We start from the raw sequence: 22,734 nt of genomic DNA, 5'->3' as shown, positions 1-22,734 counted from the left end.
GGGTTAGGGATAATAGGGGAGCGTAAAGATGCTCCCCTATTTCCTCAGAGCTTTTTGTAGTTCCATATTTCGCGCGTCTGCCAGACAAATGAGATTAGAGCGAGGGTGCAGATCGCTCCGATAACCTCTATTGCACTCTGATCCCTTCCATACAGGCCTATTAACGCGAGTATGATCAGCTTGAAAAGATTGCCAATGATCAGTTGCCCGCCCCGTGCGCTTTGGGGCCGTGTGATGAGGGAGAGAAGGGTAATGCCTAACCACCACGAGGCATAACCGCCGAGCAAAATCACAAGGGTAGCAAGCGAAATACTATCATCGTTGCTTTCTATGATGAGCCGCAGTGCGCCAATTCCAACAGCTACAATGCCTAAAAGAATTGGGAAGTGGCTGTAAATGTAGGGCTGCCCTGATCCTAGTCGTAAATTTTCAGAGGCCTGCTCTATACGCTGAAAGTAACTCCACCATATCGCAACAGCTAACACAAACGAAAGCACAGCAACAGTAACACTAGCGGAATTCCAGGAGAGGTCTTTAAGCCCGTTCACCACGGCGAAAATATTTTCCCCAAGAACAATGATTGTAAACAAGCCGAACCGTTCTGGTATATGCTCTGAACTCACTTGCATATCGGCGTCACCCTTACGCCAGATATACCAAGGGACCAGCAATTCAAACCCTATTGCAATTGCCCATATCCAATAGATATGGGGCGCATGGAAGAACAGGGAGCTTGCCCAGATTAGCGTGCCTATACCGAAGCCGACGATATAAACTTTTAGACCTTTGCGAACCTGAGGAACGTGGTAGAACGCTCGCCCTAACAGACAAAGAAGCAATAGTCTTGAGCTAAGATATGCGAGCGCGAAGGTAAAGGCATGTCCATGGGCAACATTGTGAACTTCTACGGCCATTATTATGAGCGTAAACATATTGAAGAAGGTCAGAACCTTGAAGACCGGATCCCCAAAATCAAAACGGGTGGAATAGATGGTATGACCACACCAAACCCAGAACACAAGAAGGAACAAACCAGCGTAAACCGCACCCTCGCTAAGAGTATTTGCCTTTACCAGCAGATGAGCAACTTGTGCAATTGCCGCGACAAGAACAAGGTCGAAAAATAACTCGAGCCATGTTGCATGTCGGTCTTCAGTATGTGCCCGCAACCTGGGGCTCTGCATCAACGACGAAAACATGCTCAAACCTGCTCTGTTCCTTTTACTTCATGAATTTCGATTTGCGCAGACCCAACAATCATTGCAGGAAACTTCTGGCTAAAATCCTTAAAGTAGGGCTGCTCAAAGTGATTGGTAATTGCCTCTCGGGTTTTCCATCTTTCAAAGAAAAGAAACTCTCCAGGATTAAGAGGGGACTCATAAACATTGTAGGAAATACACCCTTCTTCAGCTTGAGAAGGTGTGATGAGTTTTTTTGCCATGGATATCAGGTCCGCCCGACACTCATCTTTTGCTTTAAAGCTGCCACTAATAATATACATTTTGCCTCCAAACTCTAACCTATGTGAATTCATGATAGATTCTAGAGCGGAGCGCAACATATCGATTTGTGCTAGACGCAGCCAAGCAAGAGTGCCTTCCATAAATCAATAGGATTTGGCGGAGCGAGACGAGTGGTTTTATAGCCCATCTCTAAAAGCATCTGTGATCGTATCTATGAGGCTTCGCACCTTAAAGGAAAGGTGTCTTTTATCCTGGTAGATAATGTAGATGCTAAAATCTTGTTCCTCAAACTCATCCAAAACAACCTCTAGTCTCCCCGCTTCAATCTCCTTTCCCACTATGAATGTGGGCAGATATGTTATTCCGCAGCCTGCAACAGCAGCTTCACACAAGAGGTCACCATTATCGGAAGAAAAGCGCCCTGGGGCTGGTTGCATGAATTTCGTGCCATCCACTTGAAATCGCCACGTTTTTCCCTCTGTTCTTTCGTCATATTTCATGCAATTATGCTGAGATAAGTCTGAGGGCGTGAGTGGCCGTCCATACTTGGAAAGATAAGCAGGGCTAGCGCAGACCACCCTTCTACAAGTCAATATTTTCTTGGCAATCAAGGCCGAGTCGGAGAGGTGTCCGATCCGTATGGCTAAGTCATAACCTTCTTCTACCAAATCGACTTTTCGGTCAGAAAGATAAGTGCTTACCTCCACCTGCTGATGCTTTTGAAGGTACCGGGCGATCACCGGACCCAGATATTTCGTTCCAAAGCTCAAAGGAGCAGCAAGTTTGATTTCCCCCGTCGGAGTCTGGTTGCTATACCGGATCGCAGCTTCGGCTTCATCAAGGTTCTCCAGAACCTGAGACACGTCCTTGAGGTATCCATATCCAGCATCACTCAGGCGAACTTTACGTGTTGTTCTTTGAAGCAGCGAGACCCCCAAATAGGCCTCAAGGTCTTTGATGCGTTTACTTACAACAGATGTCGCGACATTCAATTTCTTGGCAGTATCTGCAAAGCTTCCACTTTGTGCCACCAGTATAAAAGTTTTCATATTCGCAAGTTTATCCATTCCGCTATTATATAGAATATTGAATGCGAATTGTCTTCAATTATCATATTGATTCAACTGCCCTATCTTCCTGTCATAGCTCTGAACAACAGGTGGAACAAGTAACATGCAGACGAAACGATATAGGGATGACAGAGGCCCAACAGACGCTGGCTGGCTGAAGAGCATGCACACGTTTTCATTTGGCCAATACTATGACCCAGATCACATGGGCTTTGGGGTTTTAAGGGTTATTAACGATGACAGAGTCATTCCAGGAGCTGGCTTCGGCAAACACCCACATAAGAATATGGAAATTATTTCCTATGTAATCGAGGGGGCTTTGGCCCACAAGGATAGCATGGGAAATGCCTCCACGATCACCCCTGGTGAAGTTCAGGTAATGAGCGCAGGAAGTGGCGTAACTCATAGCGAATATAATGGGCTCGATGACAAGCAGGTTCATTTCCTACAAATCTGGATCGAGCCAAATCAACACGACACAGCACCCGGCTATCAGCAAAAGCGGTTTGATCCTGCGCTAACCACGAACAGGTTCGGCGTAGTTGTGTCGAACGACGGACGCGGTGACTCACTTTTCATTAAACAGGACGCACAAGTGTTTGTCGGCAAATTTGACGAAGCGCATCGGACAGAGTTTGTAACGCAAGCGGGCAGGAAGTACTGGGTCCAAATCGCCGACGGCCATGCTCGTATCAACGGTGAGAGTGCCAAAAATGGAGATGGTTTTGCGATCGAAAACGAAAGCTCAATCATCCTGGAGGCAGAAACTCAAGTGAACGTGCTGCTGTTCGATGTGCCGCAGTGAAGATCAATCATTCTAATCATCATTTATGACACCAAAAATGAGAAAACCCACCTCAAAAGGGTGGGGTTTGTCAACGACCTAAAGGTGACGCTATGACTTCAAAACTTGATTTATTGACGCCAGAAAACTGTCAGTTTATTTTTATTGACCACCAACCTCAAATGGCCTTTGGTGTCACTTCAGTCGATCGACAGACCTTAAAAAATAACGTGGTCGCCCTTGCCAAAGCGGCGCGGGTGTTTAACATTCCAACGACTATTACGACCGTGGAAACTCTTTCATTTTCTGGGTATACATACCCAGAACTCTTAGGCGTGTTGCCGCAGCATGAAATTCTCGAACGGACCTCGATGAACTCGTGGGACGACGAGAAAGTACGCGAGGCGTTGAGGCAAAACGGACGTCGTAAAGTGGTTGTGTCAGGTCTATGGACTGAGGTTTGCAACACCATGTTTGCCTGCTCTGCTATGGCTGAAGGCCACTATGAGATCTACATGGTTGCAGATGCTTCAGGCGGCACTTCAACTGAGGCGCACGATTACTCCATGCAGCGAATGATCCAAGCAGGTGTTGTCCCGGTAACATGGCAGCAGGTTCTGTTGGAGTTGCAAAGGGATTGGGCCCACCGGGAAACCTACGAAGCTGTAATGGACATTGTCAGGGAACATTCGGGAGCATATGGCATGGGGGTCGATTATGCCTACACGATGGTTCACAAAGCTGATGAACGTATAAAGCACGGGCCTCGGCGGGACACTGTTTTCAGCTAGCTCTGCTTTCCGAAAACAGTAAAATCTAAGATCTCTAAATACTGCATTTACAGTCAGATGCTTGCTAGAAGAGACCGCCATGGAAATTTGAACTGTCTTCAGATTTACATTAATGGCGCCTCTTCTGGTGGTTTCACCAAGCACAACGGGGGGCATCTCCAGGACTGTTCCGTTCGCTGAAAAGAAAGGAGATTTTTCGAACATAGCTAGTATCGTGACTGCTTTTTAAATCCAAACGGCCTTGTCTTGGGACCGCGATCAATCTGGCCCAGTCAGCGAAGGCATGTCTCCTAATTAAAATACTTGGCGCAATCTATCTTGGATGATTAGGCATCAAGGCTGTGGCAATTGCAATCGTTTAGCTGGATAAGCCTCGGGGATGGCGCCCTTTGCGAAATCATTTTGAAGCCGCATTAAAGCATTTTTACAAAGCGTCATTACGAATGACCTAAATCCTACGATAACGATTTTTTATCTTACAGCATTTCCGCAATTCATGCCGTCCTAACAAGAGATGATCATATCATCCTTTGGCTCGGTTACTTAGTACCTTCGCTGCTAGCTATATCTAATTGGTTTTTTGGCAACCTCAGCGAGGGGGGAGCGAGAGCTTTGAAAGATCAACAATCATTTACTCTGATAATGAAGCAATGGGCCAGCCTATTAATACACTTGTCGATTCCGGGCCTTTAACGCTGTAGGAAAAACGCTGTCCTGAAAAAGCGGCACGTTACGCTGTTTGAAACACAACCGGTGGCGGAACAGACAATGTAGGCGGGCCTATGACTGTGTCCTGCCCTTCATAAGGGTGATCCTGAGTGCGTCCCAGATGGAAGGCACTAGGAGAATTGAGACGGGGACTGCAGTGATCACGATGAAACTTTGTAGTTTGGAAATTCCGCCGGTCCCAACGGAGATCAGAATAATAGCCATCAGGCCCATTGCTATTCCCCAAAAGACGCGAATGGGCGTGGCTGGAGCACCCTCTCTGCTCATGGTTGATGAGATGACATAGGTCATCGAGTCACCGGTGGTAGCAACAAAAACTGTGGTTAGGATTAGAAATAGTATCGAAATTACAAGACCAAAGGGTAACTGGCTGCTGATTGCGAGCAGCGCCGCAGGCAAGTTGAAGCCCTCAAACGGGGCTGAAATGGAGCCAACTTGTTGGAGCTCAAAGGCAAGGCCAGCGCCCCCTATGATCGCGAACCAGACATTTGTCAGCACTGGAGCGACGACGGATAGGAGCAGTATTATCGAGCGTATGGATCGACCACGAGAGATACGTGCAATAAATACGGCCATCATTGGCCCATAGCCCAAAAACCAAGCCCAGAAAAAGACGGTCCACCACCCCAGCCACCCTGGGGGGCCAAATATGCCTGCTTCGCCGCGATAAAGTGCCATATCGAAAAAATTCTTCAAATAAAACCAATAGCCGGAGAAAAAGCTTTTTAAGATGAATGCGCCAGGGCCTGCAATGAGAATGTAAAGCAACAGGCAAGTAATTAATATAACGTTCATGCGGCTAAGGAGCTGAATTCCTCTAGTGAGCCCGCTAATAGCTGAAATGGTATAGATGATAACCAGCACCACGATCAGTACGGACTGCGTCGTCAGCGTGTCAGGTATATTAAAAAGGTCGTGTAATCCATAACTTAACTGGAGGCCGAGAAAGCCAATGGGGCCAACAGTTCCTGCGACCACTGCAATAACGCAAAGGGCGTCCGCGAGAAGGCCAATAGTCCCATGAATGGCGCGCTCACCCAGCACCGGATAAAGGAGGGTTCGCGGTGCAAGCGGTAAGCCCTTATCATAATGGTAGTGCATCAGCATGATGGCGCTTAGGGAACCCAAAATTGCCCAGGCCAGAAACCCCCAATGCAGGAAACTTTGGGCAAGCGCAGCATTCAGTGCTTCTACTGTGTCGGGCTCAACGTTAAAAATAGGTGGGGGGGAAAGCAGATGGGCAATTGGCTCGCCTGCCGCCCAGAATACGCCTCCCCCAGCCAGCAACGTGCACATCGTCATGCCCACCCACTGAAAAAGCGTAAAATCTGGGGTGGTGGTTCCACCCATGACTGCCCGACTTCCAGGTAAAAGGCAAAGTAAAAGACTGACCAGAAAAGTCAGCAGCAAGAACACTTGCCAAAACAGGCCGAAATACGTTGCTGCAACATCAAAGCTTTGATCCACGATGGTCGAAAGTAATTCAAGGTCAAACAGTGCGACGAGGCAAAACAGCACAATGAAACCGCCCGTTATGGCGAACAAAGGCTTGTTGATCTTATCATCTGGAGCCTTAATGTTGATATCCTCCAGTGCTCAGCTTGGGATACGCCATAAAGCGAATCTGCTGGTATGTAATGTTCGGCTCAACCGCTTGGGTTCAGTCTGTGCGTTTATAGGTTAAAGCAGAAACTTATAAAACGAGTATAAGCGGCCTTAAACAATGCTTGGCGAATAATGCAGAGGCTACACCTGCCGGGTTTAACAGCCAACACTTAGCCTTCGGTTGGTCAATTTGCCTGAGCTGGCATTTCAGAGAATGAAAACTAGAGAGCGGGTTAAGGTGTTGAGAGTTAATATATTAATCTGGCGACTCACTGGTATGACTGACTGTACTGTCAATGGCGAAGAGATGAGAGAGGTGAACGGGCATGTTGGTGCGCCCGCTGAGGTTGCCATGTAGGAGAGCGTCGTCGGTTCAAGTTGAAGCGATCATCTAATCAGTTTCGGGCAAGACATGTGAGCCAGACTTTAAGCAACTATTTTTAGATGAACGGATTCAAGACAATGGATACTAACCTCCGCTTTACTATGCTCAATCGTGACCTCGATGGCGCAATTAGCAGGACGGCCAATGATCCAATACTTGCCCGTGAAACAGAATATTTCGAGCAAAATTTCGGTAATGTTAAAACAGTTGACGACCTCCTCGACGACTATCGCTTATACAATTATGTAATGAAGGCGATGGGCATGGAGGATATGGCCTACGCAAAGGGGATGGTGCGAGACGTTCTTGTTCAAGGAACAACTGATGAAAACGCACTTGCCAACACGCTCGATGACAGCCGTTTTAAAGACCTTGCTGATGTTTTTCAGTTTAATGAGAACGGAACCATCAAAGGAACGTTTGACTGGAATGATCTGCTTCTTGATCAACAAATGGTACGCCATTCAAAAACTCCGGGTGAGGAAATTGATGATGACGTTCGGCTTGGAAACTACTTCATTAAGAAGATGCAAAAGGACGTCGTGTTTAGTGCGCAGCTAATCTCCGACCCAGCACTGTTTCGAGTGATCTCAGTTGCATTTGAAATGCCGCCTGAAGTTATTACTGGTACTGGAGATGAAATCGGAGAATGGGTTGATGAAAACGTCGACATGGATGAGCTCATGAAGCCGAATGTCCTTCAGGACACCGTCGATATATTTCAGGACAAGCTTGTCGAGCAGAAGGACAAACTGATTGATTCGGTTGCTGAGATGTATGTTGAAGTCAACTTTGAGGAAGCAGAAGGTGAACAGAGCGAGGGCGTCAGGCTTGCCCTGATGTTCCAAAGAACTGCAAAGGATGTCACTGACGTATATGAAATCCTCGCATCTCCAGCACTGTTTCAAGTGGTCAGAACTGTCCTCGGCCTGCCTGAAGATATGGTCAACGCAGGCATTGATGCTCAGGCCGAAATGATCAGCGATAAGCTTGATGTTGAAATATTCCAGGACCCAGAAGAAGTTTCCAAGTTTGTGAAGAAGTTTGTAATCTTGCACGATGCAATCAATGGCATCGGGGTCGCGCCAACCGTTCAATTGTTCACGCACGACCCCAATATGGGTATTTCAGCAGACCTTCTGGCAACTGTTAGCTCGTTGAAGTTCGGGGGCTAAAGTAGTTCTATCAGCACAGGTTTTGTAAGCGGCAAGGCACATACCATGCATAGCACCATCAAAGATGTATCGGGTTGCTTCGCACAGTTGCGCTCGGTTTTTGCAGGTATTAAACGGGCTCCGGCCGCCGTCTCAAGGCGTATTTTATGATATTGCTTGGCTTTGCAAGCAGCGACTTGAGGTGACGGCTCTTTGAGATTTCCTGTTGGAGCTTATATAAAGTCTCAGCGCTTTCGGTATCTTCAATACGTATGGCTTGATCGAAGAGCAGCCCAAACGCATGACCCAGTGCTTTTTTATTGAACGTCTCCTTGTTGGTTAACAAGAACGAGTGGATTTGATCAATATCCATTGAGTTGAGTGGCTTGTGATCAACAAAGGCCTTTTTGTTGCAGTAGTAATCTTGGCGCGCGGCCATGAGCCGTTCGCGCACAAGCGTGTCGTGAACGCTTTCTAAATCGCACTCATCGGCCATTTGATCTACTGGATCATGCCGTCCTGCTCGACGTTGCTGCATGCTGGTGTCGGCTAGTTTTGCGATATAAAAATGCTTCCAGAACCGGTCGTTCAGATCGCGTTTGTCAGGGTATCCGCGATAGGCGATGAGGTGCTCGGGTAAATTCGCGAAGGAGTACCTATCCTGAGCGCGAAGCCAAAGATCGTAATCCTGACAGATGCTAAAAATCTCCCGGTACCCGCGAAGGTCCACAAGGGCGCGGCGGCGGATCATCATTGAAGGATGGACAAAGGTATTCATTCCTCGGTCCAGTTGACTTTTGATCTCAAAGTCATCCTCTGGAAACTCAAAGGAACCGGTCACTTTGCTATGCTGATCTATATGCTGAGCAAAGGTTCCAAGGAACGAAATGTCAGGATTGTCCTTCAGAAACTGAACTTGTTTTGAAAACCGCTCCGGCAGGCATAAATCGTCGCCATCCATTCGGGCGATATAGGTTCCGCGAGCTTGTAAAATCCCGAAATTGAGCGCAGCTGCCATTCCAGGGTGAGGCGATTCCAGCAAACGAAAACGATCATCGACGTTGGCAATCTTTGCGCAAACCTCCTCAGAACCGTCATCGGAACGGTCATTTACGAGCAGTACTTCAAAATGGGGATAGCTTTGGTACTTGATGCTTTGCAAAGCGGGCAGAAGAAATTTGCCACAGTTGTGAACTGGAAGAACGACACTGATCTCCACAAGACCGACCTCGCCGACTGCATTGGGATTTGCGAATGTAAATGGCAACCAAACCTAGCAGGTTGCGGCTTAGGTTTATTCTGCGAGATCTGCTTGGTTATTGAGCGAGGTATGATTTGTTTGGCGATGCCCTGAGGCCCAGGTTACTACCACGCTTGTGAGGCTTCTTAGTTTGTACTCGACCTGCATGCGGCTACCGTTCCCAGCATACGAGCAGCAACTTCCTCCAAACCGGGAACGCAGCACTCTTTCCTACTTTATTACGACACTACGAGATCAAATCGCACGTGCGTTGAAAGCGAAGTAGAAACCATTCCAGCAACCCAAAGCAGAAAGATGACTACGAAAACTCCGTCGTCATTTCCGCTCTGCTGGCTTACGGTTTTGAAAAAAAACGTTGTTTCCCGCTCATTAAATTATGCATAAAGCACAAGTCAATCAGACAAACGCTCTTTAATGCTTGTTATATAGTTTCGCCGCTTGAGCGCAGTTTAGCGTGAAAGGAAATATAATGTGCGATGTCTGTGTTATGGCCGCTGTAAAATCCAAACTGCAAGCCAACAACTTGTCATTTTCTGGTGCGGGGAATATTCCCAAAAGTGAAATCTTGGCTGCATCATTACTCTCGGCACCAATTTGCACACTTGCGCAAGATATCTCCTTTTCAAGCATTGTAGACCTGACGCACACCCTTACGCCGGATTTCCCTACTTTCTATGGTGATCCTGCATTTACAGAAACCGACGATTTTACTTTCGCTCGCGATAATATGAACGGCAAAACAGTAAGCTACTACGAACACGTAGGAACACATTTCGACGCGCCGTTACATTTCAGCCCAAACGGGCAATCCATCGACGAGCTTCCGCTCGACAAATTGGTCTGTCCTTTGGCTGTCATTGATGTACGCGTCCAAGCTGAGCACGATCCAGACTACCGAATACTGCCGGAAGATATTCTTAGATATGAGAAAATGCATGGGCTCATTCCAGAAAGGGCCTGTGTTTCTGCCCTTTCTGGGTGGTCAAGATATGTCTATACTGAAAGGTTTCGCGGAGAAGACAGCTATGGCGTACACCACTTTCCCGGTTTCCACGAATCAACTGCACGCTTCCTCATCAGTGAGCGCCAAGTCTATGGAATTGGGATAGATACCATGTCTCTGGACTATGGGCCGACAAAAGACTTCTCAATTCACCGCACGTGGTTAGGGTCAGGCCGCTATGGGATTGAAAGCCTAACCAACCTCGAACATGTCCCGCCCGCAGGGGCAACGCTTATTGGCGGTGCTCCGAAGTTTCAAGGTGGTACCGGCGGGCCTGGCCGCGTGATCGCGGTTTATTGACCTTTGAAAGCCAGCAGGGCATTTGGTTTGATTGTGGAATGCAGCACAAGTGCGTTAGCACACCTAAAGTAAAGGCTCTCGCACTACTGCGAGAGCCTTCTTGTTTTAAACGAGCATGTCGTTGTTTGAGCCTAGGTCCAGACCGATGATCAATGGATCGTGGTCTGACGCGGCGTATGCATCGTCTGTGTAGTAGCCTTCGTCAGTAAACTCACTGTCGTAGCTGAGAAGATCTGGCTCATCAGCGTTGATGTGCCACTCAGTCAGTCCAGTCACCTGCTCAGCAAGGCTGTCTGTTGCCAAAGCGTGGTCCAAAGAACCGCGCTGACCATCATACACGTAGCTGTAGGCTTCTTCGCCAAGATACTCACTCAGAAGGTCGGTCATGTCGCCGCCTTCAACGAACTCTTGTACAGAATCGCCTTGTGCATAGGTATTCAGGTCACCGATGACGAGGATGTCTGGGTCAAGACCTGCGCCGGCATAGTCTGTTTCCAGCCATGAATGCAGCTCAGCTGCTGCATCTTCTCGTACCTGAGCCCAGAAGCCCTGGCCATCACCCTGATCGTAGTTTGGATCAGCAAGCAGAGCATCAAGATCTGCCTGTACCTGAGCAACGTCATCTGCCGGAATAGTACCGGCATCCAACTTCGCCTGAATGTCTTCCGCAAGATCGCTCAGTCCGCTAGGACCTTTGGATTTCAAGTGGCTGACAGCAAGGGTGAAGAGCTCACCATTTTCGTCTTCGAAGGTGGTGGCAACGGATGGACGGTTGCGCTGGTAGTCACCTACATAGTCCCGATCCGCATACTCTTGCAGGCGCTCTGCAATCGCATAGGTCTCAGCAGCACTTGCTTCGTCAAAGACGTAGGTCTCTGTCTCAACGATGGTCAACTTGCTTGGACGGTAGATCATTCCAGTGGTGATGGAATCTGTACCAATCAATTCCCCATCAGTTGGGTTCACGAATGTGTACAGCTCATCAGCACGGTCCTGAGCAATCAGCTCCGCGTTCAATGCGTCAACAAGTGCCTGAATAGCGGATGCATCATCAAAGCCATTGTTCTCCAGCTCTTGGAGACCAAAGACATCTGCATCGATTTCAAGCATTGCCTCGACAATCTTAGCGGTCTGGCGGGCGAGGTCTTCTTCCGAGCTGGCACCACGATCACCAAGAGTGGTGAAGTAGTTGAGCACGTTGAAGCTGGACACGGTCAGGTTACCACCAACATCAGCCGGTGTTTCAGGACGCGCATCCGTGTTGGTGCTTTGGTCAATGGAGATCTGACCGTCAACAACCAGCGTATGGCCGTCATAACCATCAGTCAGAACACCTTCGATCGGAGCATCGATCTCTGCACCAAGACGCAAGGTTGCACCTTCAGAGAAGTCATCACCGCTGTCCAGGTAACCGTTGCCGTTGTCGCCATTTTCCTCGGTGACTGGAACGTAGGTGAACTCATCAGGGTTCTCAACGCTTGAACCATCGTCAATGAGAATGCGGTTATTCTGGTTCATTTCCGCATGTTCAATGACCTGGTCAAGCTCATCCTGAGGATCATACAGGTGTGTTGCCTGGTACTGGTTACCTGCAGACACTGTAATCTGGCCATGGCGATCGAAGTTGAAGTTTTCGATCACAGTCAGAGCTTCATCATTCCCGGAGGACACGCTGATGCGCATACCTTCAAGACTTTCCAGAACCTCCTGGCTCGCCAGTGGCAACGTAACCTGAGTGTATTCAGGCAGTTCGTTGCCGGAAGACAGAACAACCAGATCAGAGACATTTGTCAGCTCTGTCAGCCCCCCATATTCCGTAACAGTTGCGCCAAGGGAGACTTCATCCCCAACAGCAACAGTTGGTGCAGAACCGGTGTAGACGAACACACCTTCAGAGGTGGCTGAATTGCCGTCTGAGTCGGAAGCTTCTTCCTGAAGATAGAAGCCGGAGCTGGTCACTTTGGTTACGAGTGCGCTCACGTAAACAAAGTCGCCAACCATATCAGACTCACTGCCTTCACCTTGAATGGTGGAGATCAGCGTGACGTTAATGTCGTCGTTGATCACAGTGCTGGTTGCATTGCCGGTTGTAATGCGTCCGCCTGTAGCGTTGCTCAACGTTACAGTCAAAGCTTCGCTTAGTTCGGTTGTGACATCACCGGTAATGTTGACAGTAATTGTCTTGGCAACTTCGCCGGCAGCAAACTCGATGCTACCTGCTGGAAGAGTACCACCAAAGTCCGCAGCATCTACATCACCGCCAACTGTGTAATCAACAGTGCCAGCTTCTGACAGATCGCCATCACGGGTCACGGTGAATTCGAAGGTTGTTGTACCGCTGTCGCCTTCTGCCTGTGCATCAGTTTCTGCTGCAATGGCATAGGTTGTGCTGGTACCGCCACCACCAGTGGTGTCGCCTTCCAACTGCATGTTTTGAAGCACGAATGCTTCATCGCTTCCGTTTGCAGTGCCTTCAACGATAATCGTCAGTTCAGAACCGGTTCCTTCCAGGTTTGCTACAAGTGTTTGCAGCTCGTTGGAAAGGACAAGGCCAGAGCTGGTCTCAACCATTGGGTCATCAATATCAACAGTCTTACCGCTGGCAAGAGTGTAGGTCTTTGATGCATCATCATCGCTGGTGAATGAGTAAAGAACTTGCTCTTCGCCACCATCGATAGAATAGCGGATGGACACAATATCATCGGATTCAAAATCGCCCATTGCACCAACATCAAGCGACAAGCTGATATTGCTGTAATCGGAGATATCAAAACGCCAGCTAGCAACAAGCGGATCGACATTGTCGCCATTGACGGTATCAGCCATACCGAAGAACTCATCGGTATTGGTTGAGCTGTCGATTACACCAACGTTGTCATCCGGGTAGGTTGTCGTGTCGTCCAACAATGCAAATGGCGCCGTGCCACCAACCGCAAACTTGCCAAAGCCGTCAGCAGGGCTGCTGAAGTCTGGGGCAGAGTTAGTGAACTCTAGCAGACGCTCACTCTGCGAGCCGACCATGTCAAACGCGAAGGTTTCGCGCACAATTGCCGGGTTACCCAGAATCTTGAGGTTTTGCATTGCGAAGGCTTCTGAACCACCGTCTGCAACACCTTCAACCGTGATGGTCAGCTCAGAACCTGTGCCTTCCAGTTCGGAAACAAGCGTTTGCAGCTCGTTGGTCAGAACAACACCAGAGCTGGTCTCAACAAGCGGGTCATCCAGATCTACAGTGCTGCCGTTGGCAAGAGTGTAAGTCTGTGAGGCATCATCATCACTGGTGAAAGAGTAAAGAACCTGCTCTTCGCCGCCATCAATTGAATAACGGATAACAAAGGTATCAGTGCTTTCAAAATCACCCATGGCGCCAAGGTCGAGCGACAGGCCCAGGTCATTGTAACCAGCGATGTCGAAGGTCCAGGACGCGGTCAACGCCTCGGTGTTGTCGGCGTTAATGCTGTCGGTCACACCGAAGAACTCACCGGTATTGGTGGTTTCGTCAATGATACCCAGCGTATCGCCTTCATAACTTCCAGCTGTAGAGTCCACGATTGAGTATGGCGCACTGTCTGCTGTGTATTTGCCAAAACCATCACCGGCACTGCTGAAATCAGGAGCAGTATTGGTGAAGTTCACAAGGCCCATATTCTGAGAATCGACCATATCAAACGCGATTACATCACGCTGACTTTCGTTCTCATCAGTAACCGTAACAGCAACATTTTGTGTGTCAGTGCCGCCGTCAGCATCAGTCACAGTCACTTCAACCTGATAGACATTGTCGCCGTCAGCATCTGCCGGGGCTTCAAAATCAGGTGCTGTCTTAAAGCTCAGTTGGCCAGTTTCGCTGTCGATTTCAAACAGGTCTGAGTCTGTACCAGAAACGGAGTAAGACAGGTCTGTATTATCAACATCACTTGCAGTTGCTGTTGCAACGTCAGTGGTGTTTTCCGCAACGGTTACATCAGAAGCAACTGACAATACCGGTGCCTGATTGGTGCCTGTCACAGTCACAGTTACGGTCACCTCTTTGGTGCTGCCGTTACCGTCTGTCACAGTGTAAGTAAAGGTGTCTTGCGCTGTTTCGCCTTCACGCAGGCTATCAAACACATTACCTGGATTATACGATACCTGGCCATTTTCAAAACCAACGGTTGCGCCCGCTTCACTGGTTGCAGAAACCTCGGAAATTGTCAGCGTGTCGCCGTCATAATCCTTGTCGTTTTCAAGCAAGGTCGCGGCATCAACAACTAAACCGTCATCGCCAGATGCAATCGCATCTTCGCCGGCGCGGATCTCGTTATTGCGACCATCCAGGTAGTAGGTGTAATCATCTGCTTCAAAGTACACCGCTTCCACACCGGAAAGAGCGTCTTTTTCAGAGCCATCATTAGCAGAGATTTTTGTAGCACGGCCCCACAAACCACTGTCTGTCTCAATGGTGTAGTCATCAATGGATCCGCTGTAGAGCGCCGTGTCAAAGCCAAGGCCTCCGCTGATAAAATCATTACCAGCACCAGCGTCGATGACATCATCACCTACACTCGCGAAGATGTAATCGCTCGCTCCTCCTGTCGTGATTACGTCATCGCCGAAGCCACCCCAGACCAGGTCTTGGCCATCGGTGCCGGAGAGGACGTCATCCCACCACGTGCCGAAGATTACGTTGATCGAGTAGAAGTTTGATCGAGGAAAGAAATTGAACATGTATCAACCCCGTTACAGTTCATCTTATCCAAGTTCGCCTTTACCCTCCCGGTGTGCCCAAGAAGGCAACGCGAACCTATAATTTTTCTAAATGCAGGAATGAATTTTCGCAGCATTCTCGCCTAGTTTTCTCGAAGATGAGGGAGAGGTAAAGTAGCGAATGATCATTTTTTCGCGTTTTGCATATTTTTTTAAATATTATTTTTATTTCCGAAATTTTTTTCAACTTCGCGTTGCGTATTTTAGTATTGCCTATAGAATTTCACCGCAGGCTGTGAACAATTTCTGAGATTTACAATATTCGTTTGACTACTGCACGACTCACATCAATTGAAAATTCACGTGTAAACACTTAGATTTAATTAAAATTTATTTATCAATGTTTCCTTTCTATTGTTCAACAGCATTTCATCACGGCACGATTGAGAAAATTTTGGTCCATTCTATTAATACGCTCATTTAAGGTATGAGTTTCTAACTTGACTACCATTTGTAGAATGTTGTTTTATGTATCTATCCTTTTAAGCAAATCCATTGGATAAGAGGGGCACTCAAAAGAGCCGCCCCGTAAAAAGACAACAACGCGGCGGGGCAGGCATGAGTGGGTTAATCGAGCAAATCAGAAAGTCAGTCATCGGCGAAGATGCCGCCATCGCGACTGCATTCGGCAACAAGCCTCTGGTCTATGCAGATTACACGGCATCCGGACGCTCTCTAGGTATGATAGAAGACTATATCCGCGCTCAGGTCTTGCCGTACTACGCCAACACTCACACAGAAACATCATATACCGGCGCACAGACAACCGCACTGCGCGAACAGGCACGACAGATTATCCGCTCTAGCGTGAACGCGAACGGCGAGCACTCTGTTATATTTTCCGGCTCTGGGGCCACCTCCGCCATCCATAAGCTGATTGATATTCTCAACCTGAAACTTCCTGCTGATTTGAGTGAGCGCTACAAGTTTGAGCAACAAATACCAGCAGCCGAACGCCCTGTCGTTTTCATCGGCCCCTACGAGCATCATTCCAACGAATTGCCATGGCGTGAAAGCATCGCTGATGTTGTTTCCATTCCGCTGTGCGAGCGCGGGCAGGTGTGTCTTGATGCGCTCGAAGAGCAATTAAGCAAGTATTCTGATCGACCTTTGAAAATCGGCAGTTTCTCAGCAGCTTCCAACGTGACAGGCGTGAAAACCGATGTGGAGGCTGTTGCTCGGCTCCTTCACAAACACAACGCTCTTTCATTTTGGGATTATGCAGCGGCAGGTCCGTATGTGGGCATCGATATGGCGGGCCATCAAGACGATGGTGGCGACAGCTCAAAAGATGCTATCTTCTTGTCCCCGCATAAGTTTGTTGGAGGCCCCGGCACCCCTGGGGTGCTGATCGTCAAGGATGAGATCTTAAAAAACCGGGTCCCCGCGATGCCAGGTGGCGGCACTGTTATGTATGTGACGCCTCAAGATCACCGCTATGTAGCGGACGCAGAGCGTCGGGAGGAAGGTGGCACGCCCGCAATCGTTGAATCTGTGCGTGCCGGGCTGGTGTTCAAGCTTCAACAAGCCGTCGGCACCGACGAAATTGAGCGCCGGGAAGAAGACTTCGTCTCTCGTGCACTGACGCGTTGGTCCAAGTGTCAAAACATCGAAGTCCTTGGTAATTCGGATGCCCCTCGACTTTCCATCACTTCGCTGAAAATCACCCATGATGGCAAGGACTTGCACTATAGTTTCGTGGTTGCATTGCTCAATGATCTGTTTGGTATTCAAGCCCGAGGCGGGTGTTCTTGTGCCGGACCATACGGACATACTCTACTTGGTATGGATATGCCCTACAGCAAGGCATTAGAAGAACAACTCGTAGAAGGCCACATGATCCTACGTCCGGGCTGGATCCGTCTCAACTTCAATTACTTTATTGATGACGAGACCTTTGAGTATTTGGTACGGGCAATTGAGCTTGTGGCTGAACATGGCTGGAAGCTGCTGCCATTTTATCGGTTTGATACAAATGGCTCCGTCTGGCGCTACCAAAACCACAAGACAGAGCTCGCAGCTTCGCTAAACACGCTGGACTTTTCTGCAAAATCTGCAGCATTCGTACAGCCCGAGCGCCCGACACTGGGTGAAACATTGAAGGCCGCAGAGGCTGAGTTGCTTCGTACACATCGCACAGAGCAGCGTTACGATGTCATTCAACCAGAAAAAGTTGAGGAATTGCGATGGTTCGTACGCCCTCAAGATGTTGCGGTCGCATAGCGAGGCTTCCTTCGCGCGGCATCTCATCTTCAGACAACTCACATTGAAACAGAGAGTTTTGACTAACTGCGCTTTTACCCAGTTCCGAAGCAGAGATTTCCAGTCTTCAGCTTCCAAAGTAATTTGAGGGGAAACCAGACAACTCCTAGTGCTGCTTCTTAAGAGTAGTAAAGAGACTATTTTTTGAATAAGGCAGGTTTGTCTCATTCAAAAAACTGGCCTTTGGGGCAGATTTGTTGCTTGCGCTGAACGCGGTGCCATTGACCTGCAACGAAGGCTGACAGAATGAGGAAGTACTCGGGGTAATTAGAGATGTGAAATGAGGATTGGAACACCCAGAGATCGCGGAGCAAGGCCCTTGGTCAGTCTGCAAAAGTGGTGTGGCCACGTCGTCCCAAGCAACAAGCGGTAGCCAGCGAATGCGCAGCTTTTCATTAAGCCACTTTCTGCTCTCCAGCCCCCTCGGTTATGGGATCCTCCTTCTCCTTCAACTTTTCATCGTCACGCAAACCACACAGACGGATATGCTTCATGTTGCCGAAATCGGTTTCATTCTCACGCTGCTATACACGGGCTCACTGAGCTTGCAGAGATATTTGATCCCCAAGGACCTATTCAGCTATTTCTGGTGTGCCTTTATCTACTGTGGACTAGGTATGATTGCGGGACATGCAATTGACTTGGCAATAGACCCTGGGCTGGTCATACAGCAAATGAAAAGTCTCTCACCCGTTGCAGTATTCCTAAACAACACGACCCTCATGATGGTCATCGCCATCATTCTAACCAGTCTTTTCTTGGAGCACAGCAAAGACTATCCAGGGTCAATAACTTTCAGAATTCTGGCATATGTCGTCGCGATCATCATGATGTTGTTTGGGTTATACCTCGGGCATGCACTCAACCTCATACTCCATAACAACACCTTCGATCGGTTCTATCTACAACTTCTGATTATTAGCATTCTCTTCTCTGTCAGCCTCTATTGCGCAGAACTGCACACCAGAAGAAGAACTTAATACCGAGCAAGTGCCCCACACATAAACTGCTCATATCATTCCCAAAGCGACCCTCAGATTGAGCCACTATGGACATTTAACAATGATCCTCATAATAAACGGAGCACTTGAGGATACAATTTCATGGCAACTGTAAGCATTCGACCTCTATCCGCAGAGGACGGTGAAACCGCGGCTCACATTTTTTTTGATGCTGTGCATCAAGGAGCTGCAGAGTTTTATTCCATTGAGCAAAGAATAGCATGGGCCGGAAGCGCGCCTAACCCCTCTGGCTGGCAAATTAGGTTGTGCGGAGTTTCGGGTTTTGCTGCAGATATTGATGGTGAAATGGTCGGATTCATGACCCTAGATTCAGATGGATACATCGACCTTGCATTCGTCAGAACTGATGCCTCTGGAAAAGGCATAGGCCAAAGGCTTTACAAGATGATCGAAGCGCAGGCCATACAGAACAAAACGCCGAAACTAACCACCCACGCGAGCAAAAAGGCGAAGCCCTTCTTTGAGCGCATGGGCTGGTGCGTTGACCAGGAACAGGTCGTGACCAGGAAAGGCGTTTCCTTGACAAACTTCAAAATGTTCAAGCTACTTGACCCGAATTCCTAAGGCCAGCTTTACCCGCTCCCCGAGGTCGCAATTCTCCTGACTTTGTCCCCGCTAAAGTCAAAAAAGAGGGCACAATAGCGCCCTCTTCTAGTTCAAATATAAAGCCCTTCGCAACAAAACAACCCGGCTTCAATGCGGATAAGAACCTTGAGCTCTAAGCAGAGTAGCGAAGCCGAAGAACAAATTGTTCCGACATGTCATTATAACCCTCTGAGATTTTTTCAAATCCATAGCGGGCATAAAACTTACGGCCAATCTTGTTGTGTTTGAAGACTTCAAGTTCGATAAGCCCATGTAGGGAGACCGCTTGGTCTACGAGTGCCTTACCAAGCTTACGACCGTGAAAGTGCGGATCAACAAACAACCCGCCAACTTCATTGCCGAGAAGAGCGATGAAGCCCACAACGCTACCATCTACATCTGCGACCCACGTCTCTGCATTGGGCAGATAAAGGTTGCGAACGTTATCGGTTTCTTTCTTGAGAAAGCTATCACTTAAGAAAGGATGCGCGAGTTTGCTGGCGCTCAGCCAAACGTCTACAATTGACTCGGTGTCGCGAGTTTCAAATTTACGGATCATTGGAATGTCCTAAAGAGTGCCGAAATCGGCATATGATATCTGGGATTGTAGGCACGCTCCGCCTGCCGGACAAATTGCTCGGTCTTAAAGCGCTAAACATGCAAAGGGGGTATGTTTCATCCCCTTAGATCCGGGACATCAAATCTCCTCTGAACCAATAAGTAATAGGTAAAAGATAAAGGACACGCCTTGTTTGTGTCAAGGGCTACAACCAAATGGTTGCGAGGCCAAATGCCGCTGACAACGCCCTGTGCAACGATAACCGGCGCATGAGTGAGGATACAAAGGGGGCAGATAAGGCCAAATTGCTTATGGGCGCAAGCAAGCCAATTCGCTAGTATCCCCGCGGACTTCGACGATTGCATTGGATAGGACGAGATGGCGCAGGAAACCCTTTTACAAGAACAGTTGGGCGGCGTTTTGAGGCTCACTCTTAACCGCCCGGACAAGCTGAATTCGCTGACCCCTGATATGCGTGAGGCATTACTGTCTGCGTTGCGAGCCGCTGGTGAAAATCCTGAGGTCCGTTCAGTTATACTCACCGGCTCCGGGCGGGCCTTCTGTACAGGACAAGACCTTAACGACATCATGCCCGACAGCTCTGGCAAAAAACCTGACCTTGGTGATGTCTTGACCCAGCATTACAGCCCGATCATTCAGGCCATCCGGCAACTGGAAAAGCCTGTTCTATGTGCGGTCAACGGTATCGCGACAGGCGCCGGCGCTGGTCTGGCTTTTGCCTGTGATTTGGTCTTTGCAGCAAGAAGCGCAAAATTCATCCACGCCTTCAGCCGATTAGGCCTTGTCCCTGGCGCTGGTGCCTCTTTCCACCTCCCCCGCTTGGTTGGCGAAGTGCGTGCTAAGGGGCTGCTGTTGACAGGTATGCCTGTTTCCGCAGAACAGGCTGCAGACTGGGGGTTGATCTGGCAAATGTTAGAAGACAATCAACTTCAAGACGAAGTTCTATCAATTGCAACTGAACATGCGAAAGGCCCAACATCGGCGTATGCAATGACCAAACACCTGATACATGCATCTGCGGTCAGTACGCTGGAAGACCAGCTTATACAAGAAGCAGAGATGCAACGCATAGCTGGATATTCGCAAAATCATGCCGAAGGTCTCAACGCCTTTTTGGAAAAGCGTTCACCAGCTTTCAAATAGCGCCGCTTCCTCACAGTTGGTGGCGGCGTGGTCGAACCATATTGAGGAGATTGTCTATGGGTATCATCGCTCTTGATCACGTTCAAATGACCATGCCTGCGGGCCAGGAAGACATTGCGCGAGATTTTTTTATTGGACTGCTTGGATTTACGGAACTGGAAAAACCACAAGCACTTCAGGGCCGTGGCGGAGCCTGGTTCAACTCTGGTGCAGTCTACCTGCATTTAGGCGTGCAAGACCCGTTTACGCAAGCAAAAAAGGTCATCCGGCATTCCTGCTCGATGACCTACAGGAAACAGTAGACCGCCTTGCGGCAGCAGGCGCTGTTTTAAAGGATGATGAACCACTGCCCGGCTACATAAGAATGTTTACTGAAGACCCATTCGGTAATCGTATAGAGCTCATGCAAAAGGTGACCTGACACATCCTGCTACGGCAAAACACCAGCAAACGGCTGACAACACAAGAGTGAACGGCTTCCCTCACACGGTGGGGTATGCACTCTGCGCGGTTTTGGTTTGCTGCCACTCTCCAAGTAAGCCATATGCACTCAAGATTTTGAGATTGCGCAGCGTGACAAGGCCTCGGCCCTCAAGGCCAACGCCCTTTGACAAGGGTGGCCAGTTGATTGGCCATCCCCCATCCTCTTGTTGTTGTTCCAACAAATAATTCAGGTGAGGCTCGATTTCAGCGGCGGAGAAAAATCCAGCTGCCACACTCCTTGGATCTGGTGCAAAAATGAGTGGCGAAAAGACGTAGCCGTTTGCATTTGGATCGAAGCAAGTCGCCTCTCTCACAAGCTCACGCATCTTGGGAAGGTAGGTACGAGCTAGCGCTTGGTTTGGGTGGGCGGATAGGAAAGAAAGCGCGTTGAGGATTGAGTGAGAGCTTATGGCCGACAGTTCATCCAACGCTCGCCAGCAAAACTCCTCTGCACGTACCATCCAAGAGTGTTCAACCTTACTCTTTAACAGGATGGCCACGATTGAACCCGTCGGGTTAATTGAACTTTCCTGCGCGTTCTCACAGGCCCACCATGGCGAATGCTGCGCAGCGCCTACAGTTGGGCAAGAAAATGGCAGCGCACCATCCTCATTCGTCAGCAAGGGCAGCCCTTCACAAATCGAAAGGAAATGTTGCTTATCTGCTTGCACAGCATCAAGTGTCTGTAACGCAATTTCCTGATCAACCGGCTGCGGCGCAGAAGTGCGTTTATCAGGCTCCAAACCAAAGCCGTAGAGCCCATTGTCATGACGATACCCGCTCAACGCTCGAAGAACACTTGCAGCAGACCCCGTTTCGAAATGAAAGGAGTAAAGATGCCGCTCAATGAGCCTTGCGTTACAATACATGAAGTCCCGAGCGCGTTCGAAGTCTAATCTATGCACCTGTTGCTCCTTATGATTGGAATAGCACAGTCATCCATTTTGCCCGCATGCTCATCATAACGCCTATTTCTTTCTCCCCTGCAGCTGCTGCTTGTTTCAAAAAAACAACGCTCGTGATCCCTGCTGAGAAAGTCGCGTTCGAAGTCAGAATATAGATAGGAGTGCCTTTAGGAAGAGCGCCCGGCAGACCCCGCATACCACGATAGCTGGTTGTATAATCACCGCCACCGTTAAACTGAAGGTCGACGATAACATATGGAGGCGGGTCAATCTGAGCAGATTTCAGTACGCTTTGCAAAAAGCTATCGAGAGATTGGGTCGGCGTATCACTGTTCTGCTTAAACTGTATATAGAGTGCGCCATCTCTTGGTAATCCCCCCATTTATGGAGGAGTTTGGTAATAGAGCTATGCCGCCATTTTTAGTTTTGTTGCGGGCGTAATGCCACCGATGGCCATGTTGGG

17 protein-coding genes and 1 pseudogene are annotated in these 22,734 nt (G+C 48.8%); 9 read left to right on the top strand and 9 right to left on the bottom strand.

All coding sequences use genetic code 11. The features are described from left to right. Positions 1–44: 44 nt before the first annotated feature. The 3 genes from BMZ51_RS20535 to BMZ51_RS20525 form a co-directional block, all read right to left on the bottom strand. On the bottom strand, positions 45–1,199 hold the full coding sequence (locus BMZ51_RS20535) for a low temperature requirement protein A (RefSeq protein ID WP_068011011.1): 1,155 nt from the start codon (positions 1,197–1,199) through the stop codon (positions 45–47). 2 nt (positions 1,200–1,201) lie between these two features. Beyond that, a complete protein-coding gene (locus BMZ51_RS20530) occupies positions 1,202–1,534 on the bottom strand; it encodes a putative quinol monooxygenase (RefSeq protein WP_161941259.1) in 333 nt (110 codons plus the stop codon). A 105-nt stretch (positions 1,535–1,639) separates the two neighbouring features. Continuing rightward, positions 1,640–2,512: a LysR family transcriptional regulator gene (locus BMZ51_RS20525; protein ID WP_203416278.1), complete on the bottom strand. Its 873-nt coding sequence runs from the start codon at positions 2,510–2,512 to the stop codon at positions 1,640–1,642. Between the two features lie 124 nt (positions 2,513–2,636). On the opposite strand from BMZ51_RS20525, the gene BMZ51_RS20520 reads away from it, so the two are divergent. Both BMZ51_RS20520 and BMZ51_RS20515 read left to right on the top strand, forming a co-directional pair. After that, positions 2,637–3,338, top strand: a complete 702-nt coding sequence (locus tag BMZ51_RS20520) for a pirin family protein (RefSeq protein WP_068011005.1) — start codon at positions 2,637–2,639, stop codon at positions 3,336–3,338. A gap of 92 nt (positions 3,339–3,430) precedes the next feature. Next, the gene (locus BMZ51_RS20515; protein WP_068011003.1) at positions 3,431–4,108 is read left to right on the top strand and encodes a hydrolase; all 678 of its coding nucleotides are present in this window, start codon (positions 3,431–3,433) and stop codon (positions 4,106–4,108) included. Positions 4,109–4,888: 780 nt separating this feature from the next. Here BMZ51_RS20515 and BMZ51_RS20510 read toward each other — a convergent pair. Then, positions 4,889–6,382: a BCCT family transporter gene (locus BMZ51_RS20510; protein ID WP_275078230.1), complete on the bottom strand. Its 1,494-nt coding sequence runs from the start codon at positions 6,380–6,382 to the stop codon at positions 4,889–4,891. Between the two features lie 522 nt (positions 6,383–6,904). On the opposite strand from BMZ51_RS20510, the gene BMZ51_RS20505 reads away from it, so the two are divergent. Further along, the gene (locus tag BMZ51_RS20505) at positions 6,905–8,002 is read left to right on the top strand and encodes a DUF1217 domain-containing protein (RefSeq protein ID WP_068011095.1); all 1,098 of its coding nucleotides are present in this window, start codon (positions 6,905–6,907) and stop codon (positions 8,000–8,002) included. Between the two features lie 109 nt (positions 8,003–8,111). Here BMZ51_RS20505 and BMZ51_RS20500 read toward each other — a convergent pair whose 3' ends face one another. Then, positions 8,112–9,248, bottom strand: a complete 1,137-nt coding sequence (locus BMZ51_RS20500) for a glycosyltransferase family 2 protein (RefSeq protein WP_208979603.1) — start codon at positions 9,246–9,248, stop codon at positions 8,112–8,114. A gap of 463 nt (positions 9,249–9,711) precedes the next feature. Here BMZ51_RS20500 and BMZ51_RS20495 point away from each other — a divergent pair, with 463 nt between their 5' ends. Then, positions 9,712–10,545 carry a cyclase family protein gene (locus BMZ51_RS20495; RefSeq protein WP_074882278.1) on the top strand — a complete coding sequence of 278 codons (834 nt, stop codon included), beginning with the start codon at positions 9,712–9,714 and terminating at the stop codon, positions 10,543–10,545. Positions 10,546–10,650: 105 nt separating this feature from the next. Here BMZ51_RS20495 and BMZ51_RS20490 read toward each other — a convergent pair whose 3' ends face one another. Further along, complete coding sequence (locus BMZ51_RS20490) at positions 10,651–15,252, bottom strand: ExeM/NucH family extracellular endonuclease (RefSeq protein WP_068010998.1); 4,602 nt, start codon at positions 15,250–15,252, stop codon at positions 10,651–10,653. Between the two features lie 597 nt (positions 15,253–15,849). Between BMZ51_RS20490 and BMZ51_RS20485 the strand changes: the two genes are divergently transcribed. From BMZ51_RS20485 to BMZ51_RS20475, 3 genes are all read left to right on the top strand, one after another. Then, entirely contained in the window at positions 15,850–17,514 is a 1,665-nt protein-coding gene (locus BMZ51_RS20485; protein WP_068010996.1) for an aminotransferase class V-fold PLP-dependent enzyme, read from the top strand. A gap of 326 nt (positions 17,515–17,840) precedes the next feature. Beyond that, positions 17,841–18,533 (top strand): hypothetical protein, encoded by a 693-nt coding sequence (locus BMZ51_RS20480; RefSeq protein ID WP_208979602.1) that lies wholly within the window; start codon positions 17,841–17,843, stop codon positions 18,531–18,533. Positions 18,534–18,656: 123 nt separating this feature from the next. Then, positions 18,657–19,139, top strand: coding sequence for a GNAT family N-acetyltransferase (locus tag BMZ51_RS20475; protein ID WP_068010995.1), 483 nt, complete (start codon positions 18,657–18,659; stop codon positions 19,137–19,139). Between the two features lie 154 nt (positions 19,140–19,293). On the opposite strand, the gene BMZ51_RS20470 is transcribed toward BMZ51_RS20475, so the two are convergent. After that, a complete protein-coding gene (locus BMZ51_RS20470) occupies positions 19,294–19,719 on the bottom strand; it encodes a GNAT family N-acetyltransferase (RefSeq protein ID WP_068010992.1) in 426 nt (141 codons plus the stop codon). Positions 19,720–20,097: 378 nt separating this feature from the next. On the opposite strand from BMZ51_RS20470, the gene BMZ51_RS20465 reads away from it, so the two are divergent. Together BMZ51_RS20465 and BMZ51_RS20460 are read left to right on the top strand one after the other, a co-directional pair. Next, the gene (locus tag BMZ51_RS20465; RefSeq protein ID WP_068010990.1) at positions 20,098–20,883 is read left to right on the top strand and encodes an enoyl-CoA hydratase-related protein; all 786 of its coding nucleotides are present in this window, start codon (positions 20,098–20,100) and stop codon (positions 20,881–20,883) included. Positions 20,884–20,939: 56 nt separating this feature from the next. Then, a pseudogene (locus tag BMZ51_RS20460) lies at positions 20,940–21,304 on the top strand (VOC family protein). 61 nt (positions 21,305–21,365) lie between these two features. Here BMZ51_RS20460 and BMZ51_RS20455 read toward each other — a convergent pair. Next, positions 21,366–22,271: a hypothetical protein gene (locus BMZ51_RS20455; protein ID WP_139201441.1), complete on the bottom strand. Its 906-nt coding sequence runs from the start codon at positions 22,269–22,271 to the stop codon at positions 21,366–21,368. Positions 22,272–22,281: 10 nt separating this feature from the next. Then, positions 22,282–22,569: a S41 family peptidase gene (locus BMZ51_RS20450; protein ID WP_139201440.1), complete on the bottom strand. Its 288-nt coding sequence runs from the start codon at positions 22,567–22,569 to the stop codon at positions 22,282–22,284. Positions 22,570–22,734: the final 165 nt, after the last annotated feature.

The sequence above is a fragment of the Pseudovibrio axinellae genome, assembly GCF_900110875.1.
Classification (GTDB): Bacteria; Pseudomonadota; Alphaproteobacteria; order Rhizobiales; family Stappiaceae; genus Pseudovibrio; species Pseudovibrio axinellae.
Note: the sequence above shows the minus strand (reverse complement) of the source record. Positions and strands in the feature narration are given on the sequence as shown.